Here is a 15,864-nt window from a genome sequence, read left to right as displayed (position 1 = left end):
CTTTTCACGGCCCATTCTACGCATTGGACAACCCATGACCGACGGTACCGCTGACGCAGGCCTTTCTGAAAATCCATCCGCAACCAAGGGCCAATCCTTTAACACTGCCGGCATCGCGCCGATGGATCGGCCGAGCGCGATCACGCGCTTCTTCATGGGTATCGTCGCATGGGCGGAAAAGCTGAACTTCAGATATGCCGAGCTCGGCAATCCGCCCGTCTATGATACCGCGACGTTCCCCTGGGCCGGCGAAGTAGAGAAGGCGTGGCCGCAGATCCGGTCCGAACTGGACCGTGTGCTCGTGCGACAGAGCGAACTGCCGACATTTCAGGACATCTCGACTGACGTGAAGACGATTTCCAGTGATAGCGGCTGGAAGACATTCTTCCTCGTCGGGTTCGGTGTGACGTCGGAACAGAACATCAAGGCGTGCCCGCAAACCTGGGAGGCGGTGCAAAAGATACCGGGATTGAAAACCGCCATGTTCTCGATCTTCGAGCCCGGCAAGCACCTGCCGGCGCATCGCGGACCTTACAATGGCGTGCTTCGCCTGCATCTCGGCATAATCGTACCGGAACCACCGGACAAGCTTGCTATCCGGGTGAAGGACCAGATCTGCCACTGGCAGGAAGGCAAAGTCCTGATCTTTGATGATGCTTATGAGCACGAGGCCTGGAACCACACCGACCAGACGCGCGTGGTGCTCTTTGTCGACTTCGTGAAGCCTTTGAAGTTCCCGGCCAGCCTCGTCAATTGGGTGCTGATGAACCTCGCCGTGTTCACGCCCTTCATTCGTGAGGGGCTGGAAAACCACAAGGAATGGGAAAAGAAATTCTACGCGGAAGCGGAAGCCTTCAGAAACAGACCGCAGAATTGAACGCCGATCGCAGAACGAAAAGAGGCAAGGCCACTTTTCTGGGATCGGTCGGAGCCTCATGCCACGATGCATCTCAAGTCCACGTTGATGTGGCTGTTTTGATGACCGCACACGCGTATTCGGCTTGTCCGGGACGACAGCGACACCGGTCAGTTGCTGTTGGCTGCCACCAGCCTGCGCTTCGGCTTCGTTGCCAGGTACATCACATAATTGTCTGCTGCGGGTATGGTTAAGTGCGTGAGGTCGGTTGAGACGCGGCCGCCTTGGTTGCATCAAAAAAGAAAACGGCGGCCGCGCATGCACTAATATGGTACTTCCAGCACTGCTAATATGTGCCGTTTTCGTTAAAGAATGCTTTCGCACTCGAATGGGGTTTCCTCACGACGACACTTCACCGGTTGCGCCCGGCTGAGTGTTTCTTAGGAATTCCGCTAATTTCCGAACATGAATTACGTCAGTATTTCTCTGAAAGCTGCCACGAGTTGATCGCACTCAGCGTCTGTCCCAATGCTTATGCGAAGATAGTTTTCTATGCGTTCCATGGGGAAATGCCGGACCAAGATTGCTTTGTCCCGCAGTCCCGCAGCCAAGTCCGCACCGGATTTTTCGGGATGTCGAGCAAATAGAAAATTGGCGGATGATGTGAGGACGTCAAAACCAAGCATTTGGAGAGCCATGGTTAGGCGCTCCCGGCTCGCCACAATCAAATCGCGGTATTGCTGAAACCAATCTACATCTTCCCAAGACGCAATTGCTCCGGCCAAAGCGAGCCTGTCTAGCGGATAGGAGTTGAAACTATCCTTGACCCTTTCCAGTGCTTCAATCAGCGGCCGTTGTCCAACGGCAAAGCCAACGCGTAGCCCGGCGAGGCCCCGCGATTTTGAGAAGGTCTGAACAACAAGAAGGTTCGGATATTCTTTTACGAGCGGGATGGCGCTTTCACCGCCGAAATCCACATATGCCTCGTCAATAACGATCACTTGATCGGGATGTTGCCGGATCAAGGTTTCTATTTCACGGAGCGGTCGCGCAATGCCTGTTGGTGCATTGGGATTCGGCAGGATGATTGCTCCGCAAGATTGCCGGTAGTCCTCAATTCGAACCTGCATGTTTTCATCGAGAGGAATTCGACAAAAATGTATTCCGTACAGGCGGCAGTACGTTGGATAGAAGCTGTAGGTTATGTCTGGAAAAAGCAGCGGCTCTTCATGGTTGAGAAGGGCATGGAACGTATGTGCCAGAACCTCGTCCGAGCCGTTTCCAACGAACACTTCATCCGGATCACGGCCATAGCGCGCAGCGATCACCTCGCGCAGTCGCAGGGCTGTCGGGTCCGGATAGAGCCGGAGAGTATCGTTTGCTGCCTCTGCGATCGCTACGAGGGCGCGTGGCGATGTGCCGTAAGGATTTTCATTGGTGTTTAATTTGACCAACCCGCTCATTGTCGGTTGTTCCCCCGCAACGTAGGGGGTCAAGGAGTGAACAAGCGGACTCCAAAAACGGCTCATTGTAACTTCCAATTTAGTACTGTCGCAAATATCCCAATTAAAGCGGCAGTTTAACGTCTGATTTTTGCATCGTCGCAAAATCGGAGTCCGACGGCAACCGGCTCCACGAAGATATCTTCGGCAGATAGCACCAACGAAAACGGACCATCAGCAAGCGGTTCAAGCGCTTGCTGATGGTCCGTTTTCTACATGGGGCTGCCCCCGCCGAAGCGGGGCTTATTGTCTGCTGTTGCTCAGCTCGCCTTTGGCGGCTGGGTGGTTCTGGGTGCGCCCGGATTGTAGCCGCCGCCGATGGCGACGTTGAGGGAGACATAATCCTTGGCCATCTGCTGGATGGCGGCGGCCAGGCTCGCCTGGGCCAGCGATACCTGGCGCTGCGCATCGAGCACGTCGAGCAGCGAGGAGGCGCCGTCCTTGTAGCTGGCGGTCGACAGTTCCAGGGTTTCCTGGGTCGTCTTCACCTGGGCGCGCAGCGCTTCCACCGTCTGGGCGTCGCGGCGCACCGCCGACAGGGCGTTCTCGACCTCTTCGACAGCACTCAGCACCGTCTGCTTCCAGGCCAGATACTGCGTCTTGGCATCGGACTTGGCGATGTCGACATTGGCGCGCAGGCGACCGCCGTCGAAGATCGGCAGCGTCAGGGTCGGGCCGAACGACCAGGTGGTCAGGCTGCCGCCGGAGAAGCCGGCCGGCTTGACATAGGTCGGCGAGATCGAGCCCGACAGGGTGATCGTCGGGTAGAGCTGCGAGATGGCGACGCCGATATTGGCGGTGGCCGCCGCCAGATTGCGCTCGGCAACGCGAATGTCGGGTCGGTTGCGGATCAGGTCGGCCGGGATGCCGGAGGCGATGCCGCCGCGGAAGATCGGCTGCGGCGCGCCCTTCAACAGCTCGCCGAGCAGCGAGCCGGCCGGCTGGCCGAGCAGCGTGGCGATGTGGTGGGCGGCGACGCGGATATTGGTCTCCAGGCCGGGGATTTCGGCCTGCGTCGACTGCACCAGACCTTCGGCCTGGACGACGTCGAGGCGCGAGGCCGCACCGGCTTCGAGCTGGAACTGGGTCAGCTGGTAGGTTTCCTGGCGCGACTTCAGGTTGGCGCGCGACAGCGCCAGGCGCTCCTGGAAGAAGCGCAGGTCGATGTAGGAGTTCACCAGATCCTGCAGATAGGTGAGCTTGGCGACGTCGGCGCTGGAATAGGCGGCATCGAGGCTCGCCTGGGCGCTTTCCTTCGAGCGACGGTACTGGCCGAACAGGTCGAGCAGCCAGGAGACGTTGGCCTCGCCGCCGCTGATGTTGGTGGCGCCGCTCGCCGTGCGGCGCTCGCCCATGCTGCCGCTGGTGGTCTGGCTGGCGCCGACCACCAGGCTCGGCAGCGAGCCGGCCCCGGCCACGGTGACGCCGCCGGCAGCCGCATTGATGCGCTCCAGCGCCTGCTGAACCGAGAGGTTCTCGTTTAAGCCCTCAACCACCAGACCGTTCAGCCGGGTGTCGCGATAGGCCGTCCACCAGGCCGCCGTCGACACGTCGCCGATGTTCTTGGCCCCGCCCTCGCTGAACTTCGCCGGAAGCGGCATCTCCGGGGGAACATGGTCCGGGCCACTCACACAGCCTGACAGAACAGACAGTGCGGCAAGGATTGCATATCGGCGCATAGGGTCTCCAACGGGATGCTCGGCGATTCTCTAAGAAACTATTACCGCCTATGGTTAATTTTTAACTTCCTCAATACCCTTTAACGACAGTCCTAAAGGAAAGCACCCATGATGACGAACCGGGAGGCGACGGGCGACGAACACGGTCCGCTATCCACAATCATCGCTACGTCGAATAATATCATTGTATTCTAATCGATAGGATGTTATCTAATTTCATGACAACGAATCTGAAACAAACGTGGGCCGAGTTCGCACCCTTGCTTATGATCTGTGGGCGCGGGTGGCGCCGGGCTTTGAACGTCGTCCTGACCGAGCACAGCCTGTCTGACGCGAGCGCTGCACCCTTGATAGCGCTGCTTCGACATGGCGACCTGGTACCGCAGGGTGTTCTGGCCGAAAGGGTCGGTGTGGAAGGGCCGACCCTCGTGCGCGTTCTCGACAGTTTGGAAAATGACGGCTTGATCTGCCGGGTTCCAGATGAGGCGGACCGGCGCATCAAGCTGGTGCAACTTACCTCAGGAGGCACAGCGGTCGCCGAGCGCGCCGAGAGCTGTGCGGCGGAGCTGCGAGCACAGATCCTCGGAGACCTTGATCCTGAACAGGTCGAGGCCGCCCTCAAGGTCCTGCGCGCCATCGCGGCGAAGACCGCGGCGTTATCCGGAATACAGGAAAATGACGAGTAGCAAGAACACGATCGATCCCAGCCTGGGAGACGTCGTTTTTTCCATCAAGACGTTCGCGGCGGCGATGCTCGCGCTTGGCATTGCGCTTTGCTTCGACCTGACGAATCCCTATTGGGCGGTGGGCACGGTTTACATCGTTGCCCATCCCCTGTCGGGTGCCAGCACGTCGAAGGCGCTCTATCGCCTGATCGGTACCGCGCTCGGCGGAACGGTTACGGTGATCCTGATCCCGAACCTCGTCAATTCGCCGGAACTGCTGACGCTCGCGATCGCGCTGTGGATGGCCTTTTGCCTTGGCATCAGTCTGCTCGACCGGACACCGCGCAGCTACAGTTTCATGCTCGCGGGGTATACGACCGCTCTGACCGGCTTCCCGATTGTCGCAAACCCGGATACGGCCTTTACCTATGCAACTGCCCGCGTCGAGGAAATCGCGCTCGGCATCATCTGTGCGGCGGTCGTCAATCGCATTTTCTTTCCCAGGCACGCCGGGCCGGTTCTGGCTGCTCGCATCAATGCGTGGCTGCGCGACGGCGCCGAACTCGCGATCGGTACGCTGAACGGCAGGGGACGTGATCCCTCGCTTCTGGCCGCTGCCCGCCGGCTCGCTGCCGATGCGGTCGATCTCCACAGCTTTACCACCCACGTCGCTTATGACACTTCGGCGCTGCGCGATATCGTCGGTCGCACCAGAATATTGCAGCAGCGCATGGTCGCGATGCTGCCGATTGTTTCGGGTTTGGCCGACGTGCTGCACGCGCTCGAGAAGGCAACGGCGGGCAAATTCACGCCTGCCATTACTGCACTGGTAAGCGAAGCCACGGCACTGCTTGAAAGCGGTGCGCCTCTTGCCGAGGACAAGCGGCAGCAGTTCCTTGCCCTGATGGCGAAGGCCGAGGAGGAGGGGCGCCAACAACAGGAGTGGAACGGGCTGCTTGCTCATAACTTCACCGCCCGCATCCGCGATCTCGTGCAGATATGGGGAGACTGTCTCAGCCTCCGCCAGGATATCGAATCGGGGTCCCATCACGATCTTCGTTGGCGCCGGTTCGGCACGTCCTTCGATCGCGCACCAATTCACAAGGACTACGGCATGGCCATTCACTCGGGCCTGTCCGTGATGTTGGCGACGTTCATTGCGACGGCCCTCTGGATCTGTACCGGCTGGCCTCAGGGCAGCGCGGCTGCGATGATGGCCGGTGTGCTCTGCTGCATCTTTTCGTCGATGGATGATCCTGCGCCGATGATGATCAAATTCGTCAACGTCGCGATCGTGACGGTTATTGCCGCTTTCGTCTTCGAGTACGGCCTGATGCCCTTGATCCACAGCTATGTCGAACTCGCTGCCGCACTCGGGTTGATGCTCGTGCCGGCGGGGCTTCTGATGACCAGGCCGTCTCTCGCTCTTTACGGCATGGGCTTTTGCGTGAATCTGCCGAACATGCTGACGCTGCAGGACCGCATGAACCTGGATCTTGCCTCTTTCGTCAATTCGAATGCGGCAATGATCATCGGAATGGTGATTGCCTGCGGAACGACAGTTCTCGTTCGCTCGGTAGGCGCTGAATGGACGGCCTACCGCCTGCTGCGCTCCGGCTGGACCGACATCGTTGCCGCCGCACGTCGTCCCGAGGAGGTCGATTTCACCAAGTTGCTTTACCGGATGGTCGATCGCCTCGGCCTCGTCGCGCCGCGTCTCGCGATGATCCCGGCCGAGTCCGCGATCGCACAGACCGATATCCTGCGGGACCTGCGCAACGGCCTCAACACCCTGGATCTGCAACGCCACAAGCAGTTGGTGTCGCGCGACAAACGCGAGCCGATCGAGAACGTGTTGTCGGGCATCGCAGCTCACTATCAGCGCAAGCAGAAGAGCCGCGATGCGCAACCCGACGAAAACCTGCTCAAAACCTTGGACCAGTCGCTCGCGGCATTGGTCGAGGCCGGCAGGTCTTCGGCGATCGAAGGCGCACGCCGCTCCATGACCGCACTCAGATACACCCTCTACCCTGATGCAGCCTGCCTCCCTCAGATCGCTGCCGCTGGCGGGGGAGGAAGAACCGCAAAGGAACATGCCGCATGAGGCCTGATATCGATATTTACGGTGTCTTCATCCCGACGCTCGGTGCAATCGCATTCGCAGCCTATCTCCTCAATGCCATCCTGCGGCGGTTGCTGGCTTCCGTCGGTTTCTATCGACTGGTCTGGCATCGGCCGCTCTTCGATACGGCCATGTATTTCTGCCTGCTTGGCGCCATCGCGCTGTCTTTGAACAAGGTGTCATTATGAAATCGCTTCTCGCTCATTCCGGTCGTTTCCTGCTCACCGGCGCCTTCGTTGCCCTGGCCGGAGTGCTCGGCTGGCATTTGTGGGACTACTACATGGACGCGCCCTGGACGCGGGACGGCAAGGTCCGCGCCGACGTCGTACGGCTCGCTGCCGATGTCTCCGGGATCGTCAGTGAAGTGGATACAAAGGACAATCAGCCCGTCCGCAAGGGCGATGTGATCTTCCGCATCGACCAGGCGCGCTTTACCCTCGCCCTGCGTCAGGCCGAAACGCAGATGCAGAGCAGCAAGGCGGCGCTCGATATGGCAAGAAGCGATCTCGAGCTCTATCGCAAACTCGGCGAGAGCTCCGTGACGCGGCAGAAGGTCCAGCAGGCCGAAACAACCGTCCAACAGGACGAAGCCGCCTATAACCAAGCCGTCATCAGCCGCGACACCGCACAGCTCAATCTGGACCGCTCAGTGGTGCGTGCGCCGGTCAATGGTGTGCTGACCAACTTCTCCATGAAGCCGGGCAACTATGTAGCGGCTGGCACCGCTGTTACCGCGTTGATCGACAGCGATTCCTATTACGTAGCGGGCTATTTCGAAGAGAATAAGTTGGACCGCATCAAGATCGGTGATCCCGCGCTCGTCTATCTGATGGGCAGCAAGACGCCTCTCAAGGGGCATGTCGACGGCGTCGCCGGCGGCATCGAGGACCGGGAGCGAAGCGATACCAGCGCCCAGCTCGCCAACGTTACCCCGACCTTCACCTGGGTTCGCCTGGCTCAGCGCGTGCCGGTACGTGTGGCGCTCGATGCGCTGCCCGACGACACGGCCCTCGTCGCCGGTCGTACGGCAAGCGTCACCATCGTCAATTGATCGAGGCGGCTCCAAGAGCCGCCTTCGCAAACTGCAAAGTCACCGGTCTGGGCGTCCCACCGATGACAACAGAGATCCGACGCGGGAAAGCCGCTCGGCCCCAGAAAAAGAAAATGGACGCCCGGTTCTAGGAGACAACCGTGGACGATCGCCGCGTCATAGAAATCACCGCCTGGCTAATGCAGAGCGGGCTCAAGGGCGTGGCGGAAGCAGACCTGCTCGCCGGCTTCTGCGAACAGTGCCGCATCAATGGACTTCTAATCGAGCGTTCCGTGGCCGTCATGGACACGCTGCACCCGATCTATGAACGGCGCGCGTTCCGCTGGGACAGCAGGGAGGCGATTGAGCGCGTGTCGGAATATGGCTTCTCCGGCCCTGGCGAGATTGCCGACAATTGGCTTCGTTCCGCATTTCATCATCTGGAAACGACAGGATTTGGAGAGCTGCGCAGAAACCTGACCAATAGCGATCCGGCCGATTTTTATCTGCTTGACGATTTGAAGGCCGCAGGTTTCACGGACTTCATCGCCATGGCGCATCGGTTCGGAGACGGTGGGACGATCGGCGAGATCGACTGCTTTTTCTCGCACTTCGCCACGCGATCCAACGAGGGTTTTGCTGACAGCGACATCGCCGTGTTGCGCGATCTGCTGCCCTGTCTGGCGTTGGCGGTCAAATGCGTGACGATCAGCGGTGTGGCGGGTACGATTGCCAAGGTCTACCTCGGGCAGGATGCGGCCAACCACGTACTTCACGGCAAGATCACCCGCGGCCAAAGCGACCGCATCTCGGCGGCGCTCTGGTTTTCCGATCTCGCCAATTTCACGCATATCTCGGACACCGTCGACCCGGAAGAGATCATTCCGATGCTCAATGACTATGCCGACGCAGTGATCTCGTCGGTCCAGGAAGCCGGCGGCGAAGTGCTCAAGCTGATGGGGGACGGGACACTGGCTATCTTCAAGGGCCGGCGTTCGAGCGAGGCTTGCTCTGCGGCGCTCAACGCCCGCTCGCTGCTCGACAAGCGCCTGCTCGATCTGAACGCGCAGCGCCGCATCGAGGGCCGGCCTGTGACCGACGTCTATCTCGGCCTTCACCTCGGTGACGTCTTCTACGGCAATATCGGCAGCGAGGATCGGCTTGATTTTACGGTCATCGGGCCAGCGGTGAACGAAGTCAGCCGCATCGTCTCTCTCTGTCGGTCGCTACAGCGCCGGCTTCTGATGTCGGCCAGTTTCGCGGCGATCATTCCACCACCGCAGATGGACAGCCTGCATTCGATAGGGCTGCATGCACTACGAGGCGTCAATCGCGCGCAGGAGCTCTTCACGCTGATGCCAGTCATTTGAGTGCAACACGCACGCGCCAATCGCAACGAGTATGAGTATGCCTCGATCCGGAGTGACTGCGTAGGGTGGCCGATCAATACGGGGCCGAGTTCAGCAAGTTTCGCTGCAGGCGCGTTGAACCCATGCGAGTGCACAACTGAAAATGCCGACGTAACAGGGGCTGGCGTCAGCTGTTAAAGCGGTCTGTTACCGTTGCGTACTTCCACCGTATCGCCAGGTCGATAAAGTGGCCTGAAACGAAGCCGACCGACGCCGGGGTGGTCTTCATGGACAAGGAAAACGACAAGGTAAGAACGCCTACTGGCGCTGAGCGGCGAGGGCTGCGCCGTCTGATGCTGAGGCTGCCGGCGGTGCGCGCGCAACTTCAACTGATCGGAGAGAAGTCGGAATCTCTTGGCAGCCTTTGCGAAGCCTATGAAGACGCGAGTTCCATGCTCGATCGGTTGAGAAGTGTTGTCGGAGATACGAACCACGCGATGGTCCATGAGTATGAAATCGTCTGTGCAGAGATAGAGGCGGATGTCGTCAAGTACTGTCTTGAGCGCGGAGGTCGCCTCCTGGATTAAGACCAGTGGCAGCGCCGGCCTTCATCACGTTTCGGTTTTGTTAGCATTTCGTGTTGCAACCTCTTGTTTTCTGCGCGATTACCCCATCTGTTCTACTTGGCATTGAGCATTGCGCAGTAGGGGCGGCAGTGATGAAGGCTGAAGAACAGCACGGCGGGGATCACGAAGTCGCATGCCCGCAAGCCCGCGCAGAGCTGGACCGTCTGCTCGACGACGAGCGGTTTAGGGCCACCGAAAGAAGCCGGAGCATCCTCAGATATATCGTGGAACAGCAATTCGCCGGTTGGGCGGAGGGTGTGAAAGCCTATTCTATCGCCGTCGATGTACTTGGCCGACAAAGCAATTTCGATCCGTCGCTCGATCCCATCGTCCGCATTGAGCTCAGCCGGTTGCGATCCTCTCTCAGCCAGTATTACGAGGCTTTCGGGGAGGAGGGTGGTGTCACAGTTCAGTTGCCGAGGGGGCGCTACGTTGCCGTTTTCACGCGGTCTACGGGGGGCTTCCCACACATCGGTGATCGAGAGCATCCCGCAACTGCCTGCGCAGAACCCGCGGATTTCGTTCTCGAGCAAGCTCCCTCAGCGGTTGTGCCGGCTGTCCCGGCCCGACCTTGGGTGACGGCTGCAACTCTGGGGCTGCTGGCGGTTGCCGTCGTGGCCGGCGGTGTCGCCGTTTATGGGTCGCGCCCCATCACGACGGCCAAGCCTACCGTCGCAGTCACCCTGACTGCGGTAGATGAGGGGTTGCGCGGCGAGGCCTCTGTCACTCGGGACATGCTGCTGACCGCCCTTACGCAATTTCAGACATTGACCGTTTCGCAAGCCCAACGACGTGAACGGCCGCTTGCCTCCGTGTTGCGTCCGGCCAAGTCGAACGCCTATGCAATCGACATGAAGTATTATGGTGATGGCGACGACCGCAGCATTTGGTGGCAGATCGTGGACACTGCGACGGGCGACCTTGTCAAATCCGGCCTTGAAAGCGTCGACACCAGTGGCAGGACGGTTGCGGCGGTCCGAGATGAACTGGTTGCTCAACTCGCACGCCGCTTCGCTGCGACACGTGGCGTCATCAACAATATCGAAACGCATGCCGCCTCTGAGGGATCGCTTGGCAATGCATGCGTGCTTCGGGCCGAATACCAGTTGGACGATGGCAAGGCATCGAGCTTCGCACGCACGATCGATTGTTTGGAGCGAACGATCGCAGCAAACAGTTTTGATGCCGACGCAACGGCAGCGCTCTCGGCGTTGCTGGCGGAGACTGCCGACGACGGCAAGATCGCACGTGCGCTCGAGCTTGCCGGTCGGGCAGTCTCCTTGGCACCGCTCTCTGATCGGGCTCACGTCGCTTTGATGTTGTCACAATTCTACAGTGGACGGGTGGACGCGGCGATCGCTGCGGGCAACCGCGCGCTCGCGCTCAACCCCAATAACCCCGATGCAGCGGCAAAGCTTGGTCTCGTGCTGTTCTCGTCAGGCTATTTCGATGCGGGTGTTTCTCTTGCGCGCGATGCCGGCAGATCAGTTGATGTCGTTCCCAGCGACGCGGTTCTCGTGCTCGCATTGGACGCTTACCGACGAAAGGATTGGTCGGAAGCCTCGCTGCTGTCCGAGCAGGTCAGTCATAGCACTTTCTTGATTAGCGTCCTCCGGGTTGCTGCACTCGGGCAGCTTGGGTCGGATGAAGCGGTGCCGCGACTTGCCGAGCTGCGCCAGCTTGCACCGGACTTCGAGACGACCTTCCGCGAGAGAATGGCGCCGCGACGCTATCAGCCGGTACTTTCCGCGGCCATCGAAGAAGGGCTGACGAAAGCGGGTGCCCGCTTCAAGACCGAGGGTTTGGCGACCGCCTTTTAGCGTCGTAGGATCGTCCATGGCGATCGCGGAGCCGGTAACTCACACGATGATCATGGCGTGCGACACAGGCGCCTGGCGTCTTGCATTTGCCCACTGGCCGCTGGATCGATGTTGCAGCTTCAGTCGATCTCACCAAGCACAACATAGGTGCGATCGCGAAGCTCGATCTTTGTCATGGCGGCATTTGAGCCGTCGGCACCCCTTGGGGTGAAATGTTGCGGGAGCATCGCCGCGACAACAGCGGAAATGAGCGTGTCAAAACATTCGCAACACGCAATGGATGAAGATCTCCGTGCAAATCAACCCATGAAACTTGGCCTCGTCTACGCTGTCAACCTCCGTCCAATGTTGGCCGGATGACCCTCGAGTAGTCGCTCGACGCCGGGGCAGCTTGCGCCCGGCCGCTGATCTCGGCTTGTTTCTTTACCTGCGAGAGGGGGACGTCGGTGCGGATCAGGCTGCGGTCGTAGAGATAGTCCGGCAGGTAGCCGGATACGATAATGCGCCAGTCGAGCGGGATGCCGGGATCGATCAGCCGGGCGAGCTTGAAGACGATGGTCGTGCAGTTTGCCGTGATCGTCTGATAGAATTCGGCCTGCACCGCCAGCGCGTTGGCCTTGTCGAGGTAGGACAGCAAGAGCGCGCGTGCTACCTGTGCGGAAACCTGAAGAGGATAGAGGGACACGGTTTCCCGGCGGATGTTGGTGCGTAGCCGGACGATGTCGTTTTCTTCGGCCGCAATCAGGACCAGCTCGAACTCCTTGAAGAAGCCTCCGATCTCCGAAAACGCTTCGCCTCGTTCCTTTCGGATCTCTGCCGAGAATACGACGTAGCGACCGTCCGCAAAACCAAAGCTGACGAGGGTATGAGCAATTGCCGGGTTGCTCCAGACGGAGTTAAGCAGGTCCACTGACTGTAGCGAAGCGAGATCATACTTCTCGGTTTGCCAAACCGGATCGAAGTCTTCGGTCGTCCGCCATCGAAAACTCCGGATGTTGTGCAGGGTGATCTCATCGCCTGCTATCGTTGCGGTGACGCCGTGGGCAACGTCGGCGGCCCAGTCCCGATCGTTGCTTGGCTTGATGCTGCTCCACCAGTAGGAAACCGCAAGCATTGCTGCGAGCAGAAGCACACCGGCGAGCAGCGGCCGCCGCCTGACAGTCAGAATGGTGATCAGTCCGGCGAGCAAGCCGGCGGCGATGATCGGCCATTTCCATGGAGAAGGTGCCTGGTAGAAAGCGGCGAGGGCAAACCATCCCGTGAAGGCGGTGACTGCCAGCCGGAAGGCGAACCGAGCGATGAGTGCCAGAACTCGCCATGTCCGAGGCGATGGCGCAGTTGAGATGATTGCCATTGTTTCGCCCCTCGCGCATGCGCCAGCCTGCCAATCAGGAGGAGTAATATCGCGCGGCCTCGCAGCAACCGCAAACGTCGCTGCGAGCAGGGCCGCCGCTGTGGATCATGTGGATGGGGCTTGGCTCGGGCTGCCCGAGAGCGCCTTGCGCAGCCGCTCCTCCTGATCCGGCGCCAGCGAGGTTTTCAGGACGCGGCCACGCAGCCCCTGGAGCTCGGCGAGAACCTTCTCCGGTTGCGCTTTGCGCACAAGGACGAAGAGAGCGGAGGAGGAATTCGGTATCGTCCCGCCAAGAGACTTGATGAACTCGTCGTCGATGCCATAGTCGGCGAGCGAGCCGGAGATCGCGCCGGTGCCTGCGCCGACGAGGCCGCCGATCGCAAAGCCCGCGAGCGGATTGAGGAATAGCAAGCCGACGAGGCCGCCCCAGAGAGAGCCGGACAACAGGCCCGACGTGGCGCCGATTGCCGTCAGGTTGAGGCTCTGCTTGAGATGGACCTTGCCGGCCTCGTCGCGGACCACGACGACTGCATCTTCGAGATCGACGAGGTATTCCTTCTTCAGGCTGTGCAATTTCAGCAGCACCTTGTCTGCTTCATCCATGGCATCAAAGCCGATCACGACGAGTTCCGACATTGTCCGTTCCTTTCGTTTGATAGCGAGGGCATGGCGCGCCCGGCTGGCACAAGCGCCAGCTGGGACCTATTGATCGAACGCGTAAATGTTCTTCCAGTCGGCCTTCATGTCGACGAGCAGCCAGTTGCGTGCCGCAGCCTCATCAAGCGCCCTGTCGAGCCTTCCGAAGTCAGATTTGCGATCATATGCGTATTCCCGATCTGCATCGGTATGATGAATGATCATTGCGAAGTGAGGCCCTTGGCCAGCCATCACCCAGCGTAGCATTTCATAGTCCCCGTCCGAATTGCCGGCGGCAAAGACCGGGCGTCTGCCGATGAACGTGTTGATGCCCACGGGCTTGCCGGGGCCATCATCGACGTAATCGATCTTCGGGAGCCGGTTCAGGACCGGCGTATCGTCGACCAGCGCATATTGCGTCGTAATCGTGCTGCCGACGACCTGTTCAGGCGGGATGCCGTATGCCTTCTCGGTGATCGGGCGCATGAACTCGACGCCGCCGCCCGAGACGATGAACGTCTTGAACCCATTGGCGCGCAGGTAGTCCAGCAGTTCGCGCATGGGCCGGAATGTCATCTCGTTGTATGGCTTGCCGGTCTTCGGGTGTCTTGCTGTGGCGAACCAGTCGATGACGATCTTGCGGAAATCCTCGGTCGTCATGCCGGCATGGGTCTCCATCGCAAGCTCGACGATGCCCCGTTCGCCGCTCTTGGCGATGCCCTTGAGATCGCCAGCGAGGATCGACTTGAAGGGCTCCTTCGCCTTCCACTCGGGATGCTCCGGGGCGAGCGCCTTGACCCGATCGAGTATGAAACCAAGCTGAAAATAGAATGGCTGCTCGGTCCAGAGCGTGCCGTCGTTGTCGAAGACGGCGATACGGTCATCGGGCGCCACGTAGTCGGCGCCGCCTTCCGTGGTGACCTTCTTGACGAAGTCCACGACTGCCTGCTTCGACGTGCCGTCGTTCCAGGAAGGAAGCTCCTGCGCGAATGCGCTCACCGGGAGCAGCAGGAAAAGCAGGAAGAAGCGCACAGATCGAGACATCGAAATGCTCCCAATCAGGTTGCAATGCGCTTGATGCAGCGAAAGCCGACATGGCTGGTCGACGTGTCTTCCGGCTCGGCGTGACGAGCTGCCGGGCGATAGCGGCGGCAGTAGTTCGGGGCGCAAAGATGAGAGCCACCCTTTAATACGCGCCTCGGGATGAGGATGTTCGGTTGGTTGGGATCGTAGCTCGTCTCTTTGCCGCCGCCGTGAGGGTTCTCTGGGATGCAACAGGCTTTCGCCGCGGGTTCCGGATGGCGCGTGGACCAGTAGTCCGACGTCCACTCCCAGACGTTGCCGATCATGTCATAGGCGCCGTAGCCGTTGGGCGGAAACGAACGCACGGGCGTTGTTCGGTCCTTGCCTGCAGGCTTCGTGCTGTGCGTCGGGAACGTGCCTTGCCACGTGTTGGCCATCGCGACACCGTCGGGCATGAGTTCATCGCCCCAGGCAAACTCAGTGTCGTCAAGCCCACCGCGGGCAGCGAGTTCCCACTCGGCTTCCGTCGGCAGGTCCATTCCCGCCCATTCGGCATAGGCCCCCGCATCGCAATATGCGACGTGAACGACGGGATGGTCGAGCTTGCCGCGGAGATCGCTCAGGCCGCCATAGGGCCGCCGCCAGTTGGCGCCGAACTTGAATTTCCACCACTGCGCGATGTCCGTGCCGGTCACCGATTTCGGCGGTGTGAAGACGAGAGATCCGGCCCGCAGCATGTGCGGCAGGGCACCGGGATAGTCTTTCGGGTCTGGCGTTTTCTCGGCCAGGGTGACATGGCCGGTCGCCTTGACGAATTCCTGGAATTTGCGGTTCGTGACGGGCGTCGCCTCGATCCAGAAGCCGTCGACGGTAACAGGATGAGCCGGGGCCTCTTCCGGGTAGTGCTCGTTGGAACCCATCAGGAAGGTCCGGCCAGGTATCCAGACGAGGTCGTCATTGTCGTCGCCCTGACGTTGCGGCCGGTGTGCTGTGTCATATGCCAGTGCCATCGTCGCCTCCGAAAAGCCTGCCCTGAGTATCGCCACATGTTGCATCACCCGTAAGTACGTTACGGTAACACGCCTTCCACAAAACGTTACATCAGGCGTAAATCTACTGCTCCACCCTAAGGATTCAACGCGGGTAATGAATGTCCGCGCGTCGTGTCTTGCTGCGCCTGCCTGTTTCGAGCAATCGCGGTC

14 protein-coding genes are annotated in these 15,864 nt (G+C 60.0%); 8 read left to right on the top strand and 6 right to left on the bottom strand.

The window, feature by feature from the left end; all coding sequences use genetic code 11:
* Positions 1–34: 34 nt before the first annotated feature.
* Entirely contained in the window at positions 35–877 is an 843-nt protein-coding gene (locus ACSQ9D_RS13315) for an aspartyl/asparaginyl beta-hydroxylase domain-containing protein (RefSeq protein WP_436282619.1), read from the top strand.
* Positions 878–1,326: 449 nt separating this feature from the next.
* On the opposite strand, the gene hisC is transcribed toward ACSQ9D_RS13315, so the two are convergent.
* Together hisC and ACSQ9D_RS13305 are read right to left on the bottom strand one after the other, a co-directional pair.
* Positions 1,327–2,385 carry a histidinol-phosphate transaminase gene (gene hisC / locus ACSQ9D_RS13310; protein WP_436282618.1) on the bottom strand — a complete coding sequence of 353 codons (1,059 nt, stop codon included), beginning with the start codon at positions 2,383–2,385 and terminating at the stop codon, positions 1,327–1,329.
* A 233-nt stretch (positions 2,386–2,618) separates the two neighbouring features.
* Entirely contained in the window at positions 2,619–4,037 is a 1,419-nt protein-coding gene (locus tag ACSQ9D_RS13305; protein ID WP_436282617.1) for an efflux transporter outer membrane subunit, read from the bottom strand.
* A gap of 218 nt (positions 4,038–4,255) precedes the next feature.
* Here ACSQ9D_RS13305 and ACSQ9D_RS13300 point away from each other — a divergent pair, with 218 nt between their 5' ends.
* The 7 genes from ACSQ9D_RS13300 (at position 4,256) to ACSQ9D_RS13270 (ending at position 11,649) form a co-directional block, all read left to right on the top strand.
* Entirely contained in the window at positions 4,256–4,723 is a 468-nt protein-coding gene (locus ACSQ9D_RS13300; protein WP_436282616.1) for a MarR family winged helix-turn-helix transcriptional regulator, read from the top strand.
* Entirely contained in the window at positions 4,713–6,806 is a 2,094-nt protein-coding gene (locus tag ACSQ9D_RS13295) for an FUSC family protein (RefSeq protein ID WP_436282615.1), read from the top strand. Before ACSQ9D_RS13300 ends, ACSQ9D_RS13295 begins: the two co-directional genes overlap by 11 nt.
* Complete coding sequence (locus tag ACSQ9D_RS13290; protein WP_037118468.1) at positions 6,803–7,012, top strand: DUF1656 domain-containing protein; 210 nt, start codon at positions 6,803–6,805, stop codon at positions 7,010–7,012. Before ACSQ9D_RS13295 ends, ACSQ9D_RS13290 begins: the two co-directional genes overlap by 4 nt.
* Entirely contained in the window at positions 7,009–7,875 is an 867-nt protein-coding gene (locus ACSQ9D_RS13285; protein ID WP_436282614.1) for an efflux RND transporter periplasmic adaptor subunit, read from the top strand. The genes ACSQ9D_RS13290 and ACSQ9D_RS13285 overlap by 4 nt, the downstream gene beginning before the upstream one ends.
* A gap of 140 nt (positions 7,876–8,015) precedes the next feature.
* Positions 8,016–9,224: an adenylate/guanylate cyclase domain-containing protein gene (locus ACSQ9D_RS13280; RefSeq protein ID WP_436282613.1), complete on the top strand. Its 1,209-nt coding sequence runs from the start codon at positions 8,016–8,018 to the stop codon at positions 9,222–9,224.
* 266 nt (positions 9,225–9,490) lie between these two features.
* Entirely contained in the window at positions 9,491–9,790 is a 300-nt protein-coding gene (locus ACSQ9D_RS13275; RefSeq protein ID WP_436282612.1) for a hypothetical protein, read from the top strand.
* A 131-nt stretch (positions 9,791–9,921) separates the two neighbouring features.
* Positions 9,922–11,649, top strand: coding sequence for a tetratricopeptide repeat protein (locus ACSQ9D_RS13270; protein ID WP_436282611.1), 1,728 nt, complete (start codon positions 9,922–9,924; stop codon positions 11,647–11,649).
* A gap of 331 nt (positions 11,650–11,980) precedes the next feature.
* Here the strand turns inward: ACSQ9D_RS13270 and ACSQ9D_RS13265 are convergent, their stop codons facing one another.
* The 4 genes from ACSQ9D_RS13265 to ACSQ9D_RS13250 all read right to left on the bottom strand — a co-directional run bounded on the left by ACSQ9D_RS13265 (position 11,981) and on the right by ACSQ9D_RS13250 (position 15,672).
* Positions 11,981–13,003 carry an Lnb N-terminal periplasmic domain-containing protein gene (locus ACSQ9D_RS13265; RefSeq protein WP_436282610.1) on the bottom strand — a complete coding sequence of 341 codons (1,023 nt, stop codon included), beginning with the start codon at positions 13,001–13,003 and terminating at the stop codon, positions 11,981–11,983.
* Positions 13,004–13,108: 105 nt separating this feature from the next.
* Entirely contained in the window at positions 13,109–13,639 is a 531-nt protein-coding gene (locus ACSQ9D_RS13260) for a DUF1269 domain-containing protein (protein ID WP_037118454.1), read from the bottom strand.
* Between the two features lie 66 nt (positions 13,640–13,705).
* On the bottom strand, positions 13,706–14,683 hold the full coding sequence (locus ACSQ9D_RS13255) for an HAD family hydrolase (protein ID WP_436282609.1): 978 nt from the start codon (positions 14,681–14,683) through the stop codon (positions 13,706–13,708).
* Positions 14,684–14,697: 14 nt separating this feature from the next.
* The gene (locus tag ACSQ9D_RS13250; RefSeq protein ID WP_436282608.1) at positions 14,698–15,672 is read right to left on the bottom strand and encodes a formylglycine-generating enzyme family protein; all 975 of its coding nucleotides are present in this window, start codon (positions 15,670–15,672) and stop codon (positions 14,698–14,700) included.
* Positions 15,673–15,864 lie beyond the last annotated feature (192 nt).

The organism is Rhizobium sp. LjRoot258 (assembly GCF_964254185.1).
Classification (GTDB): Bacteria; Pseudomonadota; Alphaproteobacteria; order Rhizobiales; family Rhizobiaceae; genus Rhizobium.
This window is presented reverse-complemented; position numbering and strand designations above follow the sequence as displayed.

Excerpts from the sequence above, each read along its gene's own strand:
- ACSQ9D_RS13285 (WP_436282614.1), top strand. The coding sequence starts at position 7,009 with ATGAAATCGCTTCTCGCTCATTCCGGTCGTTTCCTGCTCACCGGCGCC.
- ACSQ9D_RS13265 (WP_436282610.1), bottom strand. The coding sequence starts at position 13,003 with ATGGCAATCATCTCAACTGCGCCATCGCCTCGGACATGGCGAGTTCTG.
- ACSQ9D_RS13290 (WP_037118468.1), top strand. The coding sequence starts at position 6,803 with ATGAGGCCTGATATCGATATTTACGGTGTCTTCATCCCGACGCTCGGT.
- ACSQ9D_RS13295 (WP_436282615.1), top strand. The coding sequence starts at position 4,713 with ATGACGAGTAGCAAGAACACGATCGATCCCAGCCTGGGAGACGTCGTT.
- ACSQ9D_RS13300 (WP_436282616.1), top strand. The coding sequence starts at position 4,256 with ATGACAACGAATCTGAAACAAACGTGGGCCGAGTTCGCACCCTTGCTT.
- hisC (WP_436282618.1), bottom strand. The coding sequence starts at position 2,385 with ATGAGCCGTTTTTGGAGTCCGCTTGTTCACTCCTTGACCCCCTACGTT.
- ACSQ9D_RS13305 (WP_436282617.1), bottom strand. The coding sequence starts at position 4,037 with ATGCGCCGATATGCAATCCTTGCCGCACTGTCTGTTCTGTCAGGCTGT.
- ACSQ9D_RS13315 (WP_436282619.1), top strand. The coding sequence starts at position 35 with ATGACCGACGGTACCGCTGACGCAGGCCTTTCTGAAAATCCATCCGCA.
- ACSQ9D_RS13255 (WP_436282609.1), bottom strand. The coding sequence starts at position 14,683 with ATGTCTCGATCTGTGCGCTTCTTCCTGCTTTTCCTGCTGCTCCCGGTG.
- ACSQ9D_RS13250 (WP_436282608.1), bottom strand. The coding sequence starts at position 15,672 with ATGGCACTGGCATATGACACAGCACACCGGCCGCAACGTCAGGGCGAC.
- ACSQ9D_RS13270 (WP_436282611.1), top strand. The coding sequence starts at position 9,922 with ATGAAGGCTGAAGAACAGCACGGCGGGGATCACGAAGTCGCATGCCCG.
- ACSQ9D_RS13275 (WP_436282612.1), top strand. The coding sequence starts at position 9,491 with ATGGACAAGGAAAACGACAAGGTAAGAACGCCTACTGGCGCTGAGCGG.
- ACSQ9D_RS13260 (WP_037118454.1), bottom strand. The coding sequence starts at position 13,639 with ATGTCGGAACTCGTCGTGATCGGCTTTGATGCCATGGATGAAGCAGAC.